Raw genomic sequence first — 17,385 nt, 5'->3', positions numbered from 1 at the left:
CTGATGAGTCTGCAAGCACCGGCCCGCGGCGGCGCTACCGAGCAGCAGAGCCCCGATCTGCGTCAAGAGGTGCACGAGGCGGCCCGCCGCGCCCGTGTCGCCGCCCGGATCCTGGCCTCGATCCCGACGGTGGTCAAAGACCGCGCGCTGCATGCCGCCGCCGACGCACTGCTGGCCCATGCCGACCACATACTGGCCGCCAACGCCGAAGACCTGGACGCGGCACGGACCGCCGGCACACCGGCGGCCATGCTCGACCGGTTGGCACTGAACCCGCAGCGCGTCGACGGCATCGCGGCCGGCCTGCGGCAGGTCGCCGGCCTGCCCGACCCGGTCGGAGAGGTGCTGCGCGGCTCCACCCTGCCCAACGGACTGCAGCTGCGCCAACAGCGTGTTCCGCTCGGCGTGGTGGGAATGATTTACGAGGGCCGTCCCAACGTCACCGTCGACGCGTTCGGGCTGACGCTCAAGTCGGGCAACGCCGCGCTGCTGCGGGGCAGCTCCTCGGCGGCCAAGTCCAATGAGGCGCTGGTGACGGTGCTGCGCGGGGCTCTGACGAGTCAGGATCTGCCCGCCGACGCCGTTCAGTTGCTGTCCTCGGCCGACCGCTCCACCGTTACTCACCTGATCCAGGCCCGCGGCCTGGTGGACGTGGCGATACCGCGCGGCGGAGCGGGGTTGATCGACGCGGTGGTGCGCGACGCGCAGATACCGACCATCGAGACCGGTGTCGGTAACTGCCACGTCTACGTGCACGAAGCCGCCGACCTGGACGTTGCCGAGCGGATCCTGCTGAACTCCAAGACCCGGCGGCCCAGCGTGTGCAACGCCGCCGAGACCCTGCTGGTCGATGCGGCGATCGCCGGGGAAGCGATGCCGCGGCTGTTGAACGCGCTGGAGCAGGCCGGTGTCACCGTGCACCTGGACCCTGGCGAGGACGACCTGCGCCGCGAGTACCTGGCGATGGACATCGCGGTCGCGGTGGTGGACGGAGTGGACGCCGCCGTCGCGCATATCAACGAGTACGGCACCGGTCACACCGAAGCCATCGTGACAACGAATCTCGCAGCGGCCCAACGCTTTACCGAACAAGTTGATGCTGCGGCGGTGATGGTCAACGCATCCACCGCGTTCACCGACGGCGAGCAGTTCGGCTTCGGCGCCGAGATCGGAATCTCCACCCAGAAACTGCACGCCCGGGGCCCGATGGGACTGCCGGAACTCACTTCGACCAAGTGGATCGTGTGGGGCTCGCCCGTTACCGGCCACACCCGCCCGGCCTGACGCCTCGACTGAAGGAGCTCTCCCATGAGCGTGCCCGCACGGCCCGCGCCGTTGTTCGCCGACATCGCCGACGTGTCGCGCCGGCTTGCCGAGACCGGCTACCTGCCCGACACCGCCACGGCCACCGCGGTCTTCCTCGCCGACCGGCTCGGCAAGCCGTTGCTGGTGGAAGGACCCGCGGGCGTCGGTAAGACCGAACTCGCCCGCGCCGTCGCCCAGGCCACCGGCTCGGGCCTGGTCCGGTTGCAGTGCTACGAGGGTGTCGACGAGGCGCGCGCACTCTACGAGTGGAACCACGCCAAGCAGATCCTGCGTATTCAGGCCGGATCGGGGGACTGGGAGTCCACCAAGGATGACGTGTTCAGTGAGGAGTTCCTGCTGCAGCGTCCCCTGCTCACCGCGATCCGGCGCACCGAACCCACCGTGCTGTTGATCGACGAAACCGACAAGGCGGACATCGAGATCGAGGGCCTGCTGCTGGAGGTGCTCTCCGACTTCGCGGTGACCGTGCCCGAACTTGGCACCATCACCGCAACCCGTACCCCGCTGGTGGTGTTGACCTCCAACGCGACGCGGGAATTGTCCGAGGCGCTCAAACGCCGCTGCCTGTTCCTGCACATCGACTTCCCGAGTCCGGAGCTCGAGCGCCGCATTCTGCTGTCTCGGGTCCCCGAACTGCCCGAGCATCTGGCCGAGGAGTTGGTGCGCATCATCGGCGTGCTGCGCGGGATGCAACTCAAGAAGGTGCCGTCCATCGCCGAGACCATCGATTGGGGACGCACCCTGCTGGCGCTCGGCATGGACACCATCGACGACGCCGTTGTCGCCGCCACACTCGGCGTGGTCCTCAAACATCAGTCCGATCAGCAACGTGCGACCGGCGAGTTGAGGCTGAACTGATGGCCACCCGGCGCATCCGTCCCTCGCGGCCGCTGGCCCCGCACGGGTTGCCCGGGCATCTCGTGGGGTTCGTGGAAGCCCTTCGCGCAAGTGGGATTTCGGTGGGGCCGTCGGAGACGGTGGACGCCGGCCGGGTGATGGCCACGCTGGGCCTGGAGGACCGGACGGTGCTGCGGGAGGGTCTGGCCTGCGCGGTGCTGCGCCGCCCCGATCACCGCGACACCTACGATGCGATGTTCGACCTGTGGTTCCCGGCGGCGCTGGGGGCTCGCGTGGCGGTGTCGGACACCGAAGAAGGCGAGGCCGATCCTGACGGGTTGCCGCCCGACGATGTCGAGGCGATGCGGCAGATGCTGCTGGACCTGCTGGCCGACAACCCGGACCTCGCCGACATGGATGAGCGGCTGGTGCGGATGATCGCCCGGATCGTGGAGGCCTACGGCAAGTACAACTCCAGCCGCGGCCCGTCGTTCTCGTCGTATCAGGCGCTCAAGGCCATGGCGCTGGACGAACTGGAAGGCAAACTGTTGGCGGGCCTGCTCGCGCCGTACGGCGACGAGCCTTCGCCCAGCCAGGAACAGATCGCTAAAGCCATTGCGGCGCAGAAGATTTCGCAGCTGCGGAGGATGGTGGACGCGGAGACCAAGCGGCGCACGGCCGAACAGCTGGGACGCGAACACGTTCAGATGTACGGTATCCCGAAACTTTCCGAGAACGTCGAGTTCTTGCGTGCATCCGGCGACCAGCTACGGCAGATGCGCCGCGTGGTGGCACCCCTGGCACGCACCCTGGCCACCCGGCTGGCGGCGCGGCGCCGTCGGTCCCGGGCGGGGTCGATCGACCTGCGCAAGACGCTGCGCAAGTCGATGTCCACCGGGGGCGTGCCGATCGATGTGGTGTTGAAGAAGCCCCGTCCGGCCCGCCCGGAGTTGGTGGTGCTATGCGACGTGTCGGGTTCGGTCGCCGGGTTCAGTCACTTCACTTTGTTGCTCGTTCACGCTCTGCGCCAGCAATTCTCGCGGGTGCGGGTGTTCGCCTTCATCGACACCACTGACGAGGTGACGCACATGTTCGGGCCCGAGGCCGACCTGGCGGTGGCAATCCAGCGGATCACCCGGGAAGCCGGAGTGTACGCCCGCGACGGACACTCCGACTACGGCAACGCGTTCGTCTCGTTCGTGCAAGCGAATCCGAATGTGCTGTCGCCGCGTAGCTCCCTGCTGGTGCTGGGTGACGGCCGCACCAATTACCGCAACCCGGCCGTCGATGTGCTCGCCGACATGGTGAACGCCTCCCGGCATGCACACTGGCTCAACCCGGAGCCCCGACATTTGTGGGGCAGCGGGGATTCCGCGGTGCCTCGATATGAGGAAGTCATCACGATGCATGAATGCCGCTCGGCCAAACAGCTGGCCACGGTCATCGACGCGCTGCTGCCGGTGTAACTCCCTCGCCGAGCAGACGCAAAGTCGCACAAATCGCCCGCGATTCGTGCGACTTTGCGTCTGCTCGCCGAGCTTCAGTGGGTCTTGCGAAAGACCAGCCAGCGCAAATCGATCGGGCTCTTTTCGCGTTCGACAGGGAAGGCATCGAGACCTTGGGCCCAGTTTTCGTACCAGCTGGTGGGTGGCCACGATTCGGCCGGTAGGTGCGCCTTCTCGTAGTCATAGACCGAGTCGTCCGCGACGAGCTCCAGCGGCAGTCCTTCCGCCGCGGCGGACATTTCCTTTCGCGTGAACGTGGCGGTGTACGTGTGCTGCGCGAATTCGCGCGCTGCGTCATCGAGCTCGTAGCCGTCGCGCGTCAGGAAGGTGTTGAACACCAACTTCGCTCCGGAGGCCAGGCACTGCGCGGCGAGCTCGAACATGTTCCGCAGCTGGCGGGTCGTCCGAAAGTCGGGTAGGACTTCCGAGAGTAAAATCAGCTGGTAGTCCTGGCGCAGGTCCTCCGTGGTTTCGAAGACATTGCGCACGATGATCCGCACGTCGAGACCTTCCTGACGGGCCTGCGAGCGGATGATCTCGGCGAATTTAGGCGTGAGCTCTACCACGTCGACCGGATGTCCACGTCGTGCCAGCGGCAAGGCATTGCGCCCGGTGCCGGCTCCGATGTCGAGAATCCGAAACGAGCGGGGATCGATGGCCTCGCCGGCCAGCGCGCACACCCGAGCGTCCGGTTCGGTCCCGAACAGCGGTGGCTCCCGGGTGGCGACCCAGTTGTCGTAAGCCTCGGCGACGGTGAACCACCGCGCGTTGACCTGGTAGTGCAGTGTGGGCCCTACCGGAGCGTTGTAGGTGATGACAACGTTCGAACGCTGCGAGATGGAGAAGGCCTCGGCCAGCTGACTCTGCAGGACGCTGCGCAGGTGCGCGAGTTCCTCGTCATTGAACTGCCGCCCTACTCCCGCGAATATGCGGCTGCACATCTCGACGTACTCGTCGAGCATGCTCGGCACCGCCGGCAGCGATATTTCGCCGGTAACCACGGAACGGCTGTAAAAGCGCCGCTTCATGGCGTCTTTCCACTCTTGAGTCTGGTCTATTGCCGGCAGCGAACCCTCCACAGGACCCTTCTACAGGATCTTCGGCTTCGGCATGTGGCTATGGGGAAAAGAAGCCAAAAAGACTTCAATTCATTTTCTGGACCGGCCGGACGAGGCCACATCGTTGCGCGGCGCGAACCGGCGGTTTAGACGGGTTCGAGGCGTTCGCTCACCCGTGTGCGATGGAGGATTCGCGAGCTTGTATGTGACCCGTGGCGTCCGATTGCCGGACAATTGATCATGGGTCCGTTTACGTTCAAGCGGGCGTTGCGCGAACCTGGGAGATACCGTTTTCGCTGGTCAAGTAAGCTGGCGAACCATGCAAACGCGGGTGCGCAGGCTGGGGGTGATGGGCGGGACGTTCGATCCCATCCATTACGGCCACCTGGTGGCAGCCAGCGAAGTCGCGCACAAGTTCGCCCTCGACGAAGTCGTGTTCGTGCCCAGCGGCCAGCCCTGGCAGAAGGACCGGCAGGTGTCGCCCGCCGAGGACCGGTATCTGATGACCGTCATCGCTACCGCGTCCAATCCCCGCTTTTCGGTCAGCCGGGTCGACGTCGATCGCGGTGGCCCCACGTACACCAGGGACACGCTGCGGGACCTGCAGAGTCTCAACGCGGACTCCGAGCTGTACTTCATCACCGGTGCCGACGCTCTGGCATCCATCCTGACCTGGCATGGCTGGGAAGAAATGTTCGAGCTGGCGCGTTTCATAGGTGTCAGCCGCCCGGGCTATGAGTTGAGGCACGACCATATCACCGACGTACTCGGCGAGTTGCCGCAGGACGCGTTGACGCTGGTGGAGATCCCCGCGCTGGCCATCTCCTCGACCGACTGCCGACAGCGCGCACAGAATCGCAGGCCACTGTGGTACCTGATGCCAGACGGCGTCGTGCAGTACGTCTCCAAACGACACCTCTACCGCACCCCCGAGAGGAGCGAGAACCAGGCCGCCCCGAGCGTGGGCGCCAGGAACAACACATGAGCGCAAATCAGGAAGCGATCGACATGGCCGCGGTGGCCGCGGCCGCGGCGGCATCGAAATTGGCCGACGACGTGCTCGTCATCGACGTCTCCGGCCAACTCGTCATCACCGACTGCTTCGTCATCGCCTCGGCATCCAACGAGCGGCAGGTCAACGCCATCGTCGATGAGGTCGAGGAGAAGATGCGTCAGGCCGGCTACAAGCCCGCTCGCCGGGAGGGCGCACGCGAAGGTCGCTGGACACTGCTGGACTATCGCGACATCGTGGTGCACATCCAGCACCAGGACGACCGGAATTTCTACGCGCTGGACCGGTTGTGGAGCGACTGCCCCGTGGTGCCCGTCGAACTCGCGGACCGGCGTGACGGGACGACACGATGAGAGCGCGCCGCCTGGTGATGCTGAGGCACGGGCAGACCGACTACAACCTCGGCAGCCGAATGCAGGGTCAGCTCGACACGGATTTGAGCGACCTGGGCCGCGCCCAGGCGGGCGCGGCCGCCGAGGTGCTGGGCAAATTGCAGCCGCTGATGATCGTCTCCTCGGATCTGCGGCGGGCGTTCGACACGGCCACCAGGCTGGGCGAGCAGACGGGGCTGCCGGTCCACGTGGATGCGCGGTTGCGCGAGACCCATCTGGGTGATTGGCAGGGCATGACGCACACCCAGATCGACGCGGAGGTACCGGGCGCGCGGCTGGCCTGGCGGGAGAACGCCGGCTGGGCACCGCACGGCGGCGAAAGCAGAGTGGACGTGGCCGCCAGGAGCGTGCCCGTGGTGGCCGAACTGGTTGCCGCCGCACCGGAGTGGGGCGGGGCGGGCGAGCCGGAGCGACCGGTCGTGCTGGTGGCTCACGGTGGTCTGATCGCCGCGCTGTCGGCCGCGCTGCTGAAGATCCCGGTCGCCAACTGGCCGATCCTGGGCGGTATGGGCAACTGCAGTTGGGTTCAACTGAGCGGTCATTCCGAGGATGACGCCGCCAGTTTTCAGGAGATCCGCTGGCGGCTGGACGTGTGGAACGCTTCGGCGCAGGTGTCCAATGACGTCCTCTGAGTTCGCGGGCAAACCGACGCTGCTGATCTTCGCCGACTCGTTGTCCTACTACGGGCCCACCGGCGGTCTGCCCTCCGACGATCCGCGGATCTGGCCCAACATTGTTGGCGCTCAACTGGGTTGGGATGTGGAGCTGATCGGCCGGATCGGCTGGACCTGTAGAGACGTCTGGTGGGCGGCCACCCAGGATCCACGAGCGTGGGCTGCGCTGCCGAAGGCGGGCGCCGTGATCTTCGCCACCAGCGGCATGGATTCGTTGCCGTCGGTGTGGCCCACCGCGATGCGGGAGCTCATCCGCTACGTGCGCCCTCCGTGGTTGCGGCGCTGGGTGCGGGAGGGCTACGGCTGGCTGCAACCCCGGCTGTCACCGGTGGCCAGGTCCGCACTGCCCCCGCAACTGACCGCGTATTACCTCGAAAAAACACGCGGCGCCATCGATTTCAATCGTCCTGGTATCCCGGTCGTAGCGTCGTTGCCGTCGGTGCACATCGCCGATACCTATGGCAGGGCGCACCACGGGCGCGAAGGTACGGTCGCGGCGATCACGCAATGGGCCGAGCAACAGGATATTCCGTTGGTCGATCTGAAAGCTGCTGTCGCTGAGGAGATTATGAACGGGCGCGGCAATCCGGACGGCATCCATTGGAACTTCGAAGCTCATCAGTGCGTCGCCGAGCTGATGCTGAAGGCACTCGCCGAGGCCGGAGTATCTCACGAGAAAACGCGTTGACGATGCCGCACGCCGGCGTCAACGCTGTGGGGGCATGCCCCCACCAATGGGAGGTGCCCTCACCCGCTTGCGGGGGACGAAGCGATGAGGTGGGGGCACTACCCGCGAGCGGGGGAGAGCGGCGCCTTGACCGTCGTCGTCGTTACCGATAGCTCGTCGCGCCTACCGGCGGAACTGCGCGAGAAGTGGGCGATCCGCGAAGTGCCGCTGCATATCCTGCTCGACGGAGCTGACCTGCGCGACGGGGTGGATGACGTTCCCGGCGACGTCCACAAACGCCACGCCACCACCGCAGCCGCCTCCCCGGCCGAGCTGTGTGCCGCCTATCGTCAGGCGTTGACGGACAGCGCCGGCGATGGGGTTGTGGCGGTTCATCTTTCGTCCGGGCTGTCGGGAACCTACCGCACGGCCGAACGGACGGCCGCCGAGTTCGGCCCCGCGGTCCGGGTGATCGATTCCCAATCCGCGGCGATGGGAACCGGTTTCGTGGCGCTGACCGCTGCCCGGGCCGCCGCAGAGGGAGCCGATGTGGACACCGTCGCGCGCACCGCGGCGGCGGCGGTTCAGCGTACCCACGCCTACATGGTGGCGCACCGCTTGGACAACCTGCGTCGCAGCGGCCGCATCGGCGGCGCGAAGGCATGGTTGGGCACCGCGCTGGCGCTCAAACCGCTGCTGCACATTGACGGCGGTAAACTTGTTCTGGCACAACGTGTTCGAACATCCAAAGGAGCAATTGCGGCGATGGTGGACCAGGTCTGCGAGGCCGTGGGGGAGCGCCAGGCGGCGTTGGCGGTCCATCACGTCGCCCACCCCAATGGCGCGCGCGAGGTGGCGGGCGCGCTGGCCGACCGACTACCGCAGTGTGAACCCGCGATCGTGACTCCGTTGGGTCCGGTGCTCGCGCTGCACGTCGGCGACGGGGCACTGGCCGTCTGCCTGCAACTGGCCGAATGACCTTGGCGCGTCAGATCTGTCGGTCGAAGACCGTCGTACCTATCGCGTCGTTGTTCCAGACGTAAATGGGCAGTTGTGAGAATGGATAAGACCCGGTATTGAACACGTAGTAGTTGTTCGCCGTCGCTGACGGCACCACGAACGGAGTGTTCGCCGTGGTGACGGTCTGTGTGTAGAGCGGTACCCCGTTGATGGTGGAGACGGTGATGACCGTTCCCGCCGGCAGGTGGTTGCCGACCGAGAGGCCCGGCACCAACGCTTGGGGTACGGCGCCCAGTTCTCCGCCGGAATCGATGAACGCGCCGACAGTCTGCGGCAATTGGTTGTTGATCTGCACTTGCACAACGGTTTTCGGAGCCCCATCCATCTCGACGAGGGGCGGCAGCGGGTTGGGCCCGAACTCCAGCATGCCGCGAGGCAGGTTGATCAACACGCCCTGATTCATGTTCGTCGGTAAGGCGGCGTTCACCGGGGTGTGGAACGGAAACCCGTCGTTGGGGCCCACGCCCAGGTAGACAGGAATCGATGAAAGTGCGATGACGTTGCCGGTGGCGTCGTGCGCGGACGTTGCGACGCCGACAGTGGTTGGCGCGGTGGTGATTCCGTTACCCAAATTGACGGTCGTCGTGTACGTGTCGTAGTTGACGAAAAGCGCGCCGCCGTAGCTGACGCGGCCTGAGGGGCCTTTCGGTCCGAGAGTCGCCAGGTTGACGTACGGCGGCGTTACCACCAGACCGGTGGCGCCGGAGTCGACGGTGACAGGCAAACTCGGACCGCCGCCGACCGAGATGTTCACGATCGGGCTGCCGTATGCGCCTGGATGGATCAGCGTCTGATTGGGCCCCAGGGCCGTGCTGATTCCGGCGGTACCGGGCTGTCCGAGCAGGCCGCCACGGCCGCCGGCACCGCCGACGCCGCCGGGTCCGCTGGCACCGCCGGTGCCGCCGTCGCCGATCAGGCCGGCGGGTCCGCCGGCACCCCCGGGCATGCCGCCGTAGAGGTTGAGACCACCGGTGCCGCCGTTGCCGATCAGGAAACCGCCGGGGCCGCCCGCACCACCCGCGAAGCCGTACCGCACGCTGACGCCGCCGGTGCCGCCGTTGCCGAACAACCAGCCGCCGGCCCTGCCCGCTGTTCCCACGCCTTGAGCGTTCGTATAGCCGTTGGCGCCGTCGCCGAACAGCGGGCGCCCGGTGACTTGCAGGACCGGGTCGTTGACGAGGTGTGACCCGGTGGAGGCCAGATACTGGGTGACGGCGATCTCCGCGGCCACATATTCACGCGCGGATTCCAGCAACCTGGTCAGGAACTGTTCGTAGGACGTGGTGAATTGCCCGGCCGCGGCCTGATACTGCCGGCCGTGCTCGGCAAACAAGGTGGCAATCGCCTGGGAGACTTCATCGGCGCTTGCGGCCGCCAGCTCGCCGGTGGGAAGCGCCGCGGAGAGATTGATCGACTTCACCGCCGACCCCAGATTCTCGAGGTCGGTCGTCGCTGATGCGAACACATCCGGGGATACCAGCACCAATGCCATATCAGCCCCCTAGGCACCACACGGCGTATACCGCAGCGTGGTCGAAACTCTAGCACCGAGCCGTTGCTGGGCAGCAAGAATTCGCTTGTTGGGGCGCAATAACCCCGGTGCTGCTGCTCTTGCCGCTTTGCCGCCGGGCCCGCATCACAGCGCCTGGACGGTGCGTCGAATCACCGGCGCGCACGAGTGACTGTCGCCGTTCGCCGACGAGGAACGTACGTAGTTTCGGCGTCGGCGAAGATCAGCCGCCTCGCGGATTTCATCGCGGCAACGATTTCGCCGGAGCGGATACATTATCGCAGCCGCGCGGACGCACTCTTCGCGGCCACCGGAACCACCGCCCCCAGCAACGTCGCGATCGACGGCATCGCCAGCGTGCGCACGGTCGGGGTGTCAAGCAGCAGGCCGGTCAGTGCGTCGAATGCCGTGCCCGACATGCTAAACCTCAGTGCCGCCAGCGTTCCCCGGGCGCCGATCGTGTGCATGATGACCAAGTCAGGGTGCGATCCTGCCGGTGACCGGCGGCAGATCGGCGAGCGTCACGATGCCCGGGCGGGCGGCGACCACGGCGGGAACGGCGTTGGTGACCGGCATCGCGGTGTAGATCATGCCCAGGCCCATGAAGCCGGGTTCGGTCCAGTCCTTCGGCGGCAGGCAGTGCAGCACCGTACGCATGTTGGGCAGGCCGAACACCTGGATCACGTGACCGTGCTCGAGTGGCTTGGGCGGCACAACATGATCGCCCATGGTCCAGTTGAATCCGACGCTGACCACATTGCGGTCGCCCTGCCAGCCGCGGTGGTATCCGTGGACGCCCCCGACGGTCCCGGCCGGGATTTTCATGAAGCCCAGGTCGGTGTCGCCGGTGGCTGCGGTGAAGGTGACGTCGAAGGTCATCCGATCCAGGCGGGCGCCGATAGCGTCGGCCATCATCGCGGCCGACTCGGCGAACACCTCGCTTTCCCGCCGCACGCTCTCGGCCAGTCCCGGGGTGTCGGGGTCTTGCGAGAAGCCCATTGCCGTCTGGGTTCCCGCCGACTCGTAGGCCGAGCAGTCGACCGACTCGGTGATGCGAATTTCGTCGACGCGTTCGCAGGACGCCGACAACACCATGCCGACCATGTTCGTCATACCCGGGTGCGCGCCGCTGCCGAAGATGGTCGACCCGCCGCGTTCGCACGCCGCGATGACGCGCTCGCGGTCCCGTGATGTCAGCTTGCCGCCGGTGATCCACGCCGCGCTGGTGCACACGTTCACCCCGGATTCCAGCAGGCGCTCCAGCTCATCGATATTGGGCCACAACGGGTTATAGCAGCACGCGTCGGCGCCCAGGGCGAGCAGCGCATCGATGTCGTTGGTGGCATGTACGCCGGTGGGCTGCGGCCAGCCCGCCAGCTCGGCGGCGTCGACGCCGACCTTCTCCGCCCCGTGCGCGTAGACGCCGACCAGCTCCATGTCGGGCCGGCCGATGATGGCGTGCAACGAGCGGCGCCCGATGTTCCCCGTGGTCCACTGGATCACGCGCAGGGGGCGCTGCGGGGCGGTTGTGGTCATCGGGTGCTCCTTTGCGCCGGTGCGGTCGGACCCATTATGTGCACCCGGCCCGTCCCCGCCGGGTTACGGGTGGTTGCCCTGGTTGAGCACCGCCGTGGCACCGGACAGAATCTGCGAAAGCGGATCGGCGCCGCCGCCGAACGTGGCCTGCGTCGCCGGTGCGGTGACGGCCGCCGGGTCATAACCTCGAACCGGGTCCACCTGGATCGGAGCGGTGAGCGGATCGTCATTGCGCGAGTAACCGGCGTTGACCATCGGCAACAGCACCGCGTCGAGTTCGTTCAGCGTCTGCTCCGGTACCCCCAGATACTGGAACGGCAACACCAGCGGCAGATGCCTCTCGGGTATCAAATACGTCGTCGTCGTCGCACCCCGGGAATTCACCGACGTCCGGATGTTCTGCGGTGGCACCATGCTCGGATTGGTGAACGCCACCGCGGTGTGGCCGGTCGCGAGGCCCACGAGGGTGTTGGCCAGCGAGATCAGATTGTCCGGCCGGTCGGGGAAGTCGGCGATGGAGTCGTAGGCGGACACGAACATCCGGGTGTCGTACTGGCTCTCGACAGGAGGCGGTACCTGGTAGTCGAGGGCGGGTACGACGCCGCCGACCGGAAACATCGCGGTCAGGAAACTCTGGCCGAAGGCGTGGCGGGCGATTGGATCGCCAAAGGTGTTGAACACCAGTTCATTCGGTGCGGGGGCGGCCGGATCGTAGGCGAGCCGGGCCTGCAGCGCGTCGAGCACGAGGGCGCCCTCGGACAAGCCGACCACCTGGCCGGGACCGCTTCGGCTGATCGCCGCCGCCAGGTTGTCCGCGCCGACGTTCACGGACTCGCCGACGCTGGGTCCGTCCACGCCCAGGCCCGGGAAGTACTCATCGAGCCGGCCGATGCCCGGAAAGAGGCGCCCCAGGACATGCCCCTGAACCTGCCCCGCGGGGTAATCGACGATCTGGCGGTGCCGGGTGGGCAGCCACTCCGCACCCTCGCGGCGGATGTACTCGTCGTAGGGAATTCCCAGAACGTGAGCGCCGCCCAGCGCATAGGCGATCTCGTTGGTCAACGGATCGGCCGGGGGGTCGTCGGCGTGCGCCACGCCGGCGTGCAAACATGTTGCGGCGCTGAGGGTTGCGGCCATGGCCAGTCCCGCGAGCAGCTTCTTCATTCTTACTCCTCGCCTCTCGGGCTCAGTCTGCCACGGCTGGGTTGTCCGGGCCTGCCCGGCCACCAGCTGGCGCGCCCCACCAGCGCGGCCATCGCGGGCACGGTGATGGTGCGTACGAGGAAGGTGTCCAACAGGATTCCCACACCGATCACGAACCCGCCCTGGACCACGGTAACGATGCTGGAAAACAGCAGACCGGCCACCGACGCGGCGAAGATCAGACCCGCGGCGGTGATGACACCGCCGGTCGAAGTCAGCGTGCGAATGATCCCGTATCGCATGCTGCGCGGTGACTCGTCCCGCATTCGTGAGATGAGCAGCATGTTGTAGTCGGCGCCCACCGCGACCAGCACCACGAAGGCCAGGGGCGGCACGCTCCAGTGCAGGTGCTGGCCGAGCATCACCTGGAACACCAGAACACCGATGCCGACTGCGGACAAATACGAAAGCACAACGGAGCACACCAGATACAACGGTGCGACGACGGCCCGCAGCAACGCGATCAAGGTCAGCAGCACCACGATGAGCGTGACGGCGATGATGAAACGGATGTCGTGCTCGTAGTAGTTGCGGGTGTCGCGCAAGGTCACCGGATAACCCGCCAGCGAGATCTTGGCGTCCGCCAGCGCGGTGTTCGGCTGGGCTCCCCGGGCGGCATCGGTGATGGCGTTGACCTGATCCATCGCTTCGGCGCTGAACGGATTGAGCTTGGTCTGGACCAGGTACCGCACCGAGCGCCCATCGGGGGAGATGAACATTTTGGCGGCCTTCTTGAACTCGTCCAGATGCAGCAGCTGGGGCGGAATGTTGAATCCCGCCATGGACGGATCTGCCGCATCCTGTTTCATCGCCAGCAGGAATGCCGACGCGTCACTGAGCCCGGCGCCGAGTTCTCTGACCCGCTCGACGAGTTCCGCCACGCCGTCCGCGACCTGGCGGCTTCCGCTGGCGACGCGGTCGGCGCCCTGCTGAACGTTGTTGATGCCCGTCTGCATGCCGCCGGGTTGATCGAGCCCCATCGAATGCATGACCCTCACGACAGCGGCCAGGGCCCTCCGCAGGCGGTCCACAGTCGCGTTGAGGGTCTGCCTGTCCGGCATGGTCTGCAATTGCCGGGCCAGATCGTTGATCTGGTCCAGACTGCCGTCGTTGCGGGCGCTGACCAGGCGCTCGAACTGGTCGCGGGTGGCGGTGCAGGAGGGGTCGGCGTTGCACACCGGGTTGCCCTGCAGCGCCGCGAGCACCGGTCCGATCCAGGCGAACATGTCCCGGACGGCCCAGACGTTCAGGCCGAGCGAATTGCCCAGCGTGTTGATGCTGTTGACCAGCTTGGCGGCGGTTTCGACCTCCCGGACCAGTGTGTCCCCGCCGTATTGGCCTTTCAGCGAGGTCATGATGTCGGTGACACCCTCGATGCTGGCGACGATCTGGCTGACCTGGCTACGCACTCCGCTGAGGTTGTCAGCCAGCGAATCGGCACCGCCCACCAGGCGGTCGAGATCTTCGGTCCGGTGGTTGATCAGGTCGGACGCCGCACCGAGGCGGGCGCCGATCGCGCCGGCCTGGTACGTGGCACGCAGCTGATCGGGCACCGATCCGGTGGGCCGGGTGACGCCGCTGACCAGCGCGATATTCGGCAGCTGACTGACCCGCTCGGCCATCTGTTCCAAGTCCGCCAGGGCCCGTGGGGTGCGCAGGTCGTGCGGCGACTGGACCAGGATGTACTCGGGAATGGACTGGTTGACCGGGAAATGGCGTTCCAGCGCTGCGTATCCGATCGAACTCGGTGCCGACGCCGGCACCACCTTGCGATCGTCGTAGTTGTAGCGCACCAGGCCCGCGCAGCTCGCCAGAATCACCAGCACCAGCAGGCTGGCCACCAGATGCGCCTTCGGCCGGCGCACGATGCGAATGCCCGAACGCCGCCACATCCGGGCGGTCAACTCCCGTCGCGGCCTGACCCAGCCTCGTGGGCCCGCGATGACCAGGATGGCCGGCAGCAGCGTGATCGCGGCGAGGAATGCGACGCCGATCCCGATGGCTGACGACACGCCCACGCTGGAGAACACGCCCATCCGGGAGAAGCTGATGCCCAGGAACGTGATGCCGACCGTGGCGGCCGAGGCGGCGATGACCTTTCCGATCGAGAACAGCGCCCGCCGCACCGCTTCCTCGAAGTCGGCGCCCTGTCGCAGATAGTCGTGATACCGGCTGATGAGGAAGACGGCATAATCGGTCCCCGCGCCGGCGACCATGGCGCTGAGAAAGACGATCGACTGGTTGGACACGCCCATTCCGCTCAGCGTGGAAAGACCTGCTACCGCGCCCTGCGCGATCAGCAGGGACAATCCGATCGCGGTCAACGGCAACAACATGGTGACCGGATTGCGATAGACCACCAGCAGGACGAGCAACACCAGCACGGCGATGGCGATCTCGATCGGCATGCGATCCCGTTCGCCCGCGGCGGTCAGGTCGGCGACAGTGGCCGCGGGTCCGGTGAGTTCCGCCTTGAGCGGTGTCCCGGCCAGGCTGTGCGCCACGACGTCGGAGACCCGGTTGAACGCGGCGTGGGCCCGCGGCGTGCCCAGCTCGCCGGCCAGCCCGACCGGGACCACCCAGGCCTTCTGGTCTTTGCTGGTCAACACCGGGCGCAGGACCGGCGTGGCGGCGAAATCCTGCAGCATCAATACATCCCGCGAATCCTGGCGCAGCGCGTCCACCAGTTTGCGGTACGCGGCCTCGTCGGCGGGTTTGAGCCCACCGTCGTCGGTCAGGACCACCAGCAGCAGGTCTTCGGAGTTGGACTCGTGAAACGCTTCGGTCATGTTCCGGGCCGCCACGGCCGACGGCGCATCGCTGGGCAGGATCGCCAGCGGATGCCGCTGCGCCATCTCGTTCAGGTGGGGCAAGGTCAGCGGCGCCGCGACCGCGATCACGGCCCACAGCCCGATCACGATCCACGGCCACCGCACCACGAAGTCGGCTAGCCGTCGCACGGCCACTCCGGCGTTCTGGCCAACCGCGCAATCACGTGGCGCCGCATATTCATGGAGCTCTCATAATCACCGAGCATCGAATGGGTCCACCCTACGCAACGCGTCCCCAATGGCCGCTGTCGGCGACCCGGGTGCACACCGACTTCATTGCTGTCATATAGCGGGCAATTGATTTTCGGGCGACCGGGTTCTCCGGAAACATCACGGCCATCACCGTGCCCTCGCCGTACCGGAATATATAAATGGTGAGTTGGTACGAATACCGTCCGTCGGAGTAGATCCCGATATTGTTCGCGTAACCCAACTCCGCGGCCGCGAGTACGGCATTGAGCGGTGCGGCGTCGCCGTGCAGGAAGTTGGTCACCGGAAAGTTCGGGCGCGGTTTGCTCAGCCAGGGCGCCAATTCCAGGACCCGGTAATAGGGCGTCTTCGCCATGTCCAGGCCGGCATCGAACGAAGCCTGGGCGGCCCAGGCGGCCTCACCGAAGGAAGCGGCGGCGATCGGGACCGTGATCGGGATCAGGCCGGTGAACCAGCCCTGGGTCATGAAGTTGTCCGAACTGCTGCGTGCGTCTCTGGGGGTGAGGCCGAAGTATGTCGCGGCTCCGGTGAATTCATGTTCCACCTGAGCGATGCAGGCGAACAGGCCTCCGACGAAGCGGGCCCCGGCTGCCGTGCAGGCCGACTCGAACCGAGCAGTCTGGGCCACGTCCATCAACGTTTCGGTCACCATGTGACTGTCACCCGGCTGCATGGGGTTACCGAGCGGAAGCGGAAATTCAGGCAGCGTGCCGCCATTGTTCTCGGCGAAGTCGATCCACGTCCGCACCTGCGGCGAGTCCAGTGTCAACGCTGTGGTGTAGGAGCGCTCGCGGACGCAATAGTCGTCGAAGCTGCCCGCATCGGGAAGTGCGAGCGACTCGTCGCCCGAGGTGAACGCCGCGTACATGGCGTGTGATTCGAGCATCGTGATGCCGATCAGGGTCGCGTCTCCGTGGACGTGGTCCACGCTGGCATAAAAAGTGAATGAGTCTTCGCTCTGGATGATTCCGAAGCTGAAGCAACCCCACTCGAGCGGACTCGGGATGGAGACCACATGCTCATGGACTTCGGCCTGGCTCATCGGGCCGTGATCGGTCGGCGTGAATTCCACGTCAGCGGGATTCCTGATGGTGCGTCTGACGAAGTCGCCGGCGCCGGTGTGCTCGAACCAGCTGCGGTAGGTGTCATGCCTGCGCAGGTAAGTGTTGAGCGCGGAATTCATCGCGCGGATATCGCACTGTCCGGGCACTTCACAGGTCGCTATGATTTGTCGTGAATAGTCCAGGCCCGCACTTGTCCGCTCGTGATAACCGCGAAGATGCTGGGCTTGCATGTAGCTGACCGGTACCGAACTCACCGGCGCTTGCCGGGCATTTTCTCTGGCCGATATTGGCGGGTGCCAGGACGTCACGGAGCCGGGATGCAACGCCCAGTCATCGATCGAGCCGATCGTGATTTTCCCGATTCGCAATATTCCCCCTTGCTGTAGATCGGCGGCAGTTCGGCCACGCCGGTCCCGGGTTCAAGATAACTTGTTTTCGTGAGCGCCGTCGCAGGCATACGTCGATTCGCGGCCAGGGCCCGCCTCGGTGGCGCGCTGGGGCGGGCGCGGGCGACCTAAGCTTTGGTACTTAGCGTTTCGG

Annotated in this window: 15 protein-coding genes; 8 read left to right on the top strand and 7 right to left on the bottom strand. The window is 66.2% G+C overall.

Features of this window, described 5'->3' with window-relative positions; translation table 11 throughout:
• The first annotated feature begins 3 nt into the window (after nucleotides 1-3).
• From ACX9NE_RS06070 to ACX9NE_RS06060, 3 genes are read left to right on the top strand one after another with little or no spacing between them, the layout of a single operon-like run.
• Nucleotides 4-1,284: a glutamate-5-semialdehyde dehydrogenase gene (locus ACX9NE_RS06070; RefSeq protein ID WP_459360705.1), complete on the top strand. Its 1,281-nt coding sequence runs from the start codon at nucleotides 4-6 to the stop codon at nucleotides 1,282-1,284.
• Between the two features lie 24 nt (nucleotides 1,285-1,308).
• Complete coding sequence (locus ACX9NE_RS06065; RefSeq protein WP_459360706.1) at nucleotides 1,309-2,184, top strand: AAA family ATPase; 876 nt, start codon at nucleotides 1,309-1,311, stop codon at nucleotides 2,182-2,184.
• The gene (locus ACX9NE_RS06060) at nucleotides 2,184-3,629 is read left to right on the top strand and encodes a vWA domain-containing protein (protein ID WP_459360707.1); all 1,446 of its coding nucleotides are present in this window, start codon (nucleotides 2,184-2,186) and stop codon (nucleotides 3,627-3,629) included. The genes ACX9NE_RS06065 and ACX9NE_RS06060 overlap by 1 nt, the downstream gene beginning before the upstream one ends.
• A gap of 74 nt (nucleotides 3,630-3,703) precedes the next feature.
• Here ACX9NE_RS06060 and ACX9NE_RS06055 read toward each other — a convergent pair whose 3' ends face one another.
• Nucleotides 3,704-4,696, bottom strand: coding sequence for a class I SAM-dependent methyltransferase (locus tag ACX9NE_RS06055; RefSeq protein WP_459360708.1), 993 nt, complete (start codon nucleotides 4,694-4,696; stop codon nucleotides 3,704-3,706).
• Nucleotides 4,697-5,045: 349 nt separating this feature from the next.
• On the opposite strand from ACX9NE_RS06055, the gene nadD reads away from it, so the two are divergent.
• From nadD to ACX9NE_RS06030, 5 genes are all read left to right on the top strand, one after another.
• On the top strand, nucleotides 5,046-5,711 hold the full coding sequence (nadD, locus tag ACX9NE_RS06050) for a nicotinate-nucleotide adenylyltransferase (protein WP_459360709.1): 666 nt from the start codon (nucleotides 5,046-5,048) through the stop codon (nucleotides 5,709-5,711).
• The gene (rsfS, locus tag ACX9NE_RS06045; RefSeq protein ID WP_459360710.1) at nucleotides 5,708-6,091 is read left to right on the top strand and encodes a ribosome silencing factor; all 384 of its coding nucleotides are present in this window, start codon (nucleotides 5,708-5,710) and stop codon (nucleotides 6,089-6,091) included. The genes nadD and rsfS overlap by 4 nt, the downstream gene beginning before the upstream one ends.
• Entirely contained in the window at nucleotides 6,088-6,762 is a 675-nt protein-coding gene (gene gpgP, locus ACX9NE_RS06040) for a glucosyl-3-phosphoglycerate phosphatase (protein WP_459360711.1), read from the top strand. Before rsfS ends, gpgP begins: the two co-directional genes overlap by 4 nt.
• Nucleotides 6,749-7,492, top strand: a complete 744-nt coding sequence (gene octT / locus ACX9NE_RS06035; protein ID WP_459360712.1) for a diglucosylglycerate octanoyltransferase — start codon at nucleotides 6,749-6,751, stop codon at nucleotides 7,490-7,492. Before gpgP ends, octT begins: the two co-directional genes overlap by 14 nt.
• A 126-nt stretch (nucleotides 7,493-7,618) precedes the next feature.
• The gene (locus ACX9NE_RS06030) at nucleotides 7,619-8,449 is read left to right on the top strand and encodes a DegV family protein (protein WP_459360862.1); all 831 of its coding nucleotides are present in this window, start codon (nucleotides 7,619-7,621) and stop codon (nucleotides 8,447-8,449) included.
• Nucleotides 8,450-8,459: 10 nt separating this feature from the next.
• Here the strand turns inward: ACX9NE_RS06030 and ACX9NE_RS06025 are convergent, their stop codons facing one another.
• The 6 genes from ACX9NE_RS06025 to ACX9NE_RS06000 form a co-directional block, all read right to left on the bottom strand.
• Complete coding sequence (locus ACX9NE_RS06025; RefSeq protein WP_459360713.1) at nucleotides 8,460-9,983, bottom strand: PecA family PE domain-processing aspartic protease; 1,524 nt, start codon at nucleotides 9,981-9,983, stop codon at nucleotides 8,460-8,462.
• Between the two features lie 293 nt (nucleotides 9,984-10,276).
• Nucleotides 10,277-10,420 (bottom strand): hypothetical protein, encoded by a 144-nt coding sequence (locus ACX9NE_RS06020; protein ID WP_459360714.1) that lies wholly within the window; start codon nucleotides 10,418-10,420, stop codon nucleotides 10,277-10,279.
• 58 nt (nucleotides 10,421-10,478) lie between these two features.
• Nucleotides 10,479-11,537: an NAD(P)H-dependent amine dehydrogenase family protein gene (locus tag ACX9NE_RS06015; protein WP_459360715.1), complete on the bottom strand. Its 1,059-nt coding sequence runs from the start codon at nucleotides 11,535-11,537 to the stop codon at nucleotides 10,479-10,481.
• 63 nt (nucleotides 11,538-11,600) lie between these two features.
• A complete protein-coding gene (gene pe, locus ACX9NE_RS06010; protein ID WP_459360716.1) occupies nucleotides 11,601-12,701 on the bottom strand; it encodes an acyltransferase PE in 1,101 nt (366 codons plus the stop codon).
• Nucleotides 12,702-12,703: 2 nt separating this feature from the next.
• Nucleotides 12,704-15,700: an MMPL/RND family transporter gene (locus ACX9NE_RS06005; RefSeq protein ID WP_459360717.1), complete on the bottom strand. Its 2,997-nt coding sequence runs from the start codon at nucleotides 15,698-15,700 to the stop codon at nucleotides 12,704-12,706.
• A gap of 91 nt (nucleotides 15,701-15,791) precedes the next feature.
• Entirely contained in the window at nucleotides 15,792-17,213 is a 1,422-nt protein-coding gene (locus tag ACX9NE_RS06000; RefSeq protein ID WP_459360718.1) for a condensation domain-containing protein, read from the bottom strand.
• Between the last annotated feature and the right edge of the window lie 172 nt (nucleotides 17,214-17,385).

The organism is Mycobacterium sp. ML4, assembly GCF_054515735.1.
The sequence above is the reverse complement of the archived record's forward strand: the minus strand, read 5'-3'. Positions and strand labels throughout refer to the sequence as shown.

What these genes read in the sequence shown, in the direction of transcription:
- ACX9NE_RS06020 (WP_459360714.1), bottom strand. Translation starts at nt 10,420, where the DNA reads ATGTCGGGCACGGCATTCGACGCACTGACCGGCCTGCTGCTTGACACC.
- octT (WP_459360712.1), top strand. Translation starts at nt 6,749, where the DNA reads ATGACGTCCTCTGAGTTCGCGGGCAAACCGACGCTGCTGATCTTCGCC.
- ACX9NE_RS06065 (WP_459360706.1), top strand. Translation starts at nt 1,309, where the DNA reads ATGAGCGTGCCCGCACGGCCCGCGCCGTTGTTCGCCGACATCGCCGAC.
- rsfS (WP_459360710.1), top strand. Translation starts at nt 5,708, where the DNA reads ATGAGCGCAAATCAGGAAGCGATCGACATGGCCGCGGTGGCCGCGGCC.
- ACX9NE_RS06025 (WP_459360713.1), bottom strand. Translation starts at nt 9,983, where the DNA reads ATGGCATTGGTGCTGGTATCCCCGGATGTGTTCGCATCAGCGACGACC.
- ACX9NE_RS06015 (WP_459360715.1), bottom strand. Translation starts at nt 11,537, where the DNA reads ATGACCACAACCGCCCCGCAGCGCCCCCTGCGCGTGATCCAGTGGACC.
- gpgP (WP_459360711.1), top strand. Translation starts at nt 6,088, where the DNA reads ATGAGAGCGCGCCGCCTGGTGATGCTGAGGCACGGGCAGACCGACTAC.
- ACX9NE_RS06070 (WP_459360705.1), top strand. Translation starts at nt 4, where the DNA reads ATGAGTCTGCAAGCACCGGCCCGCGGCGGCGCTACCGAGCAGCAGAGC.
- nadD (WP_459360709.1), top strand. Translation starts at nt 5,046, where the DNA reads ATGCAAACGCGGGTGCGCAGGCTGGGGGTGATGGGCGGGACGTTCGAT.
- pe (WP_459360716.1), bottom strand. Translation starts at nt 12,701, where the DNA reads ATGAAGAAGCTGCTCGCGGGACTGGCCATGGCCGCAACCCTCAGCGCC.
- ACX9NE_RS06060 (WP_459360707.1), top strand. Translation starts at nt 2,184, where the DNA reads ATGGCCACCCGGCGCATCCGTCCCTCGCGGCCGCTGGCCCCGCACGGG.
- ACX9NE_RS06055 (WP_459360708.1), bottom strand. Translation starts at nt 4,696, where the DNA reads ATGAAGCGGCGCTTTTACAGCCGTTCCGTGGTTACCGGCGAAATATCG.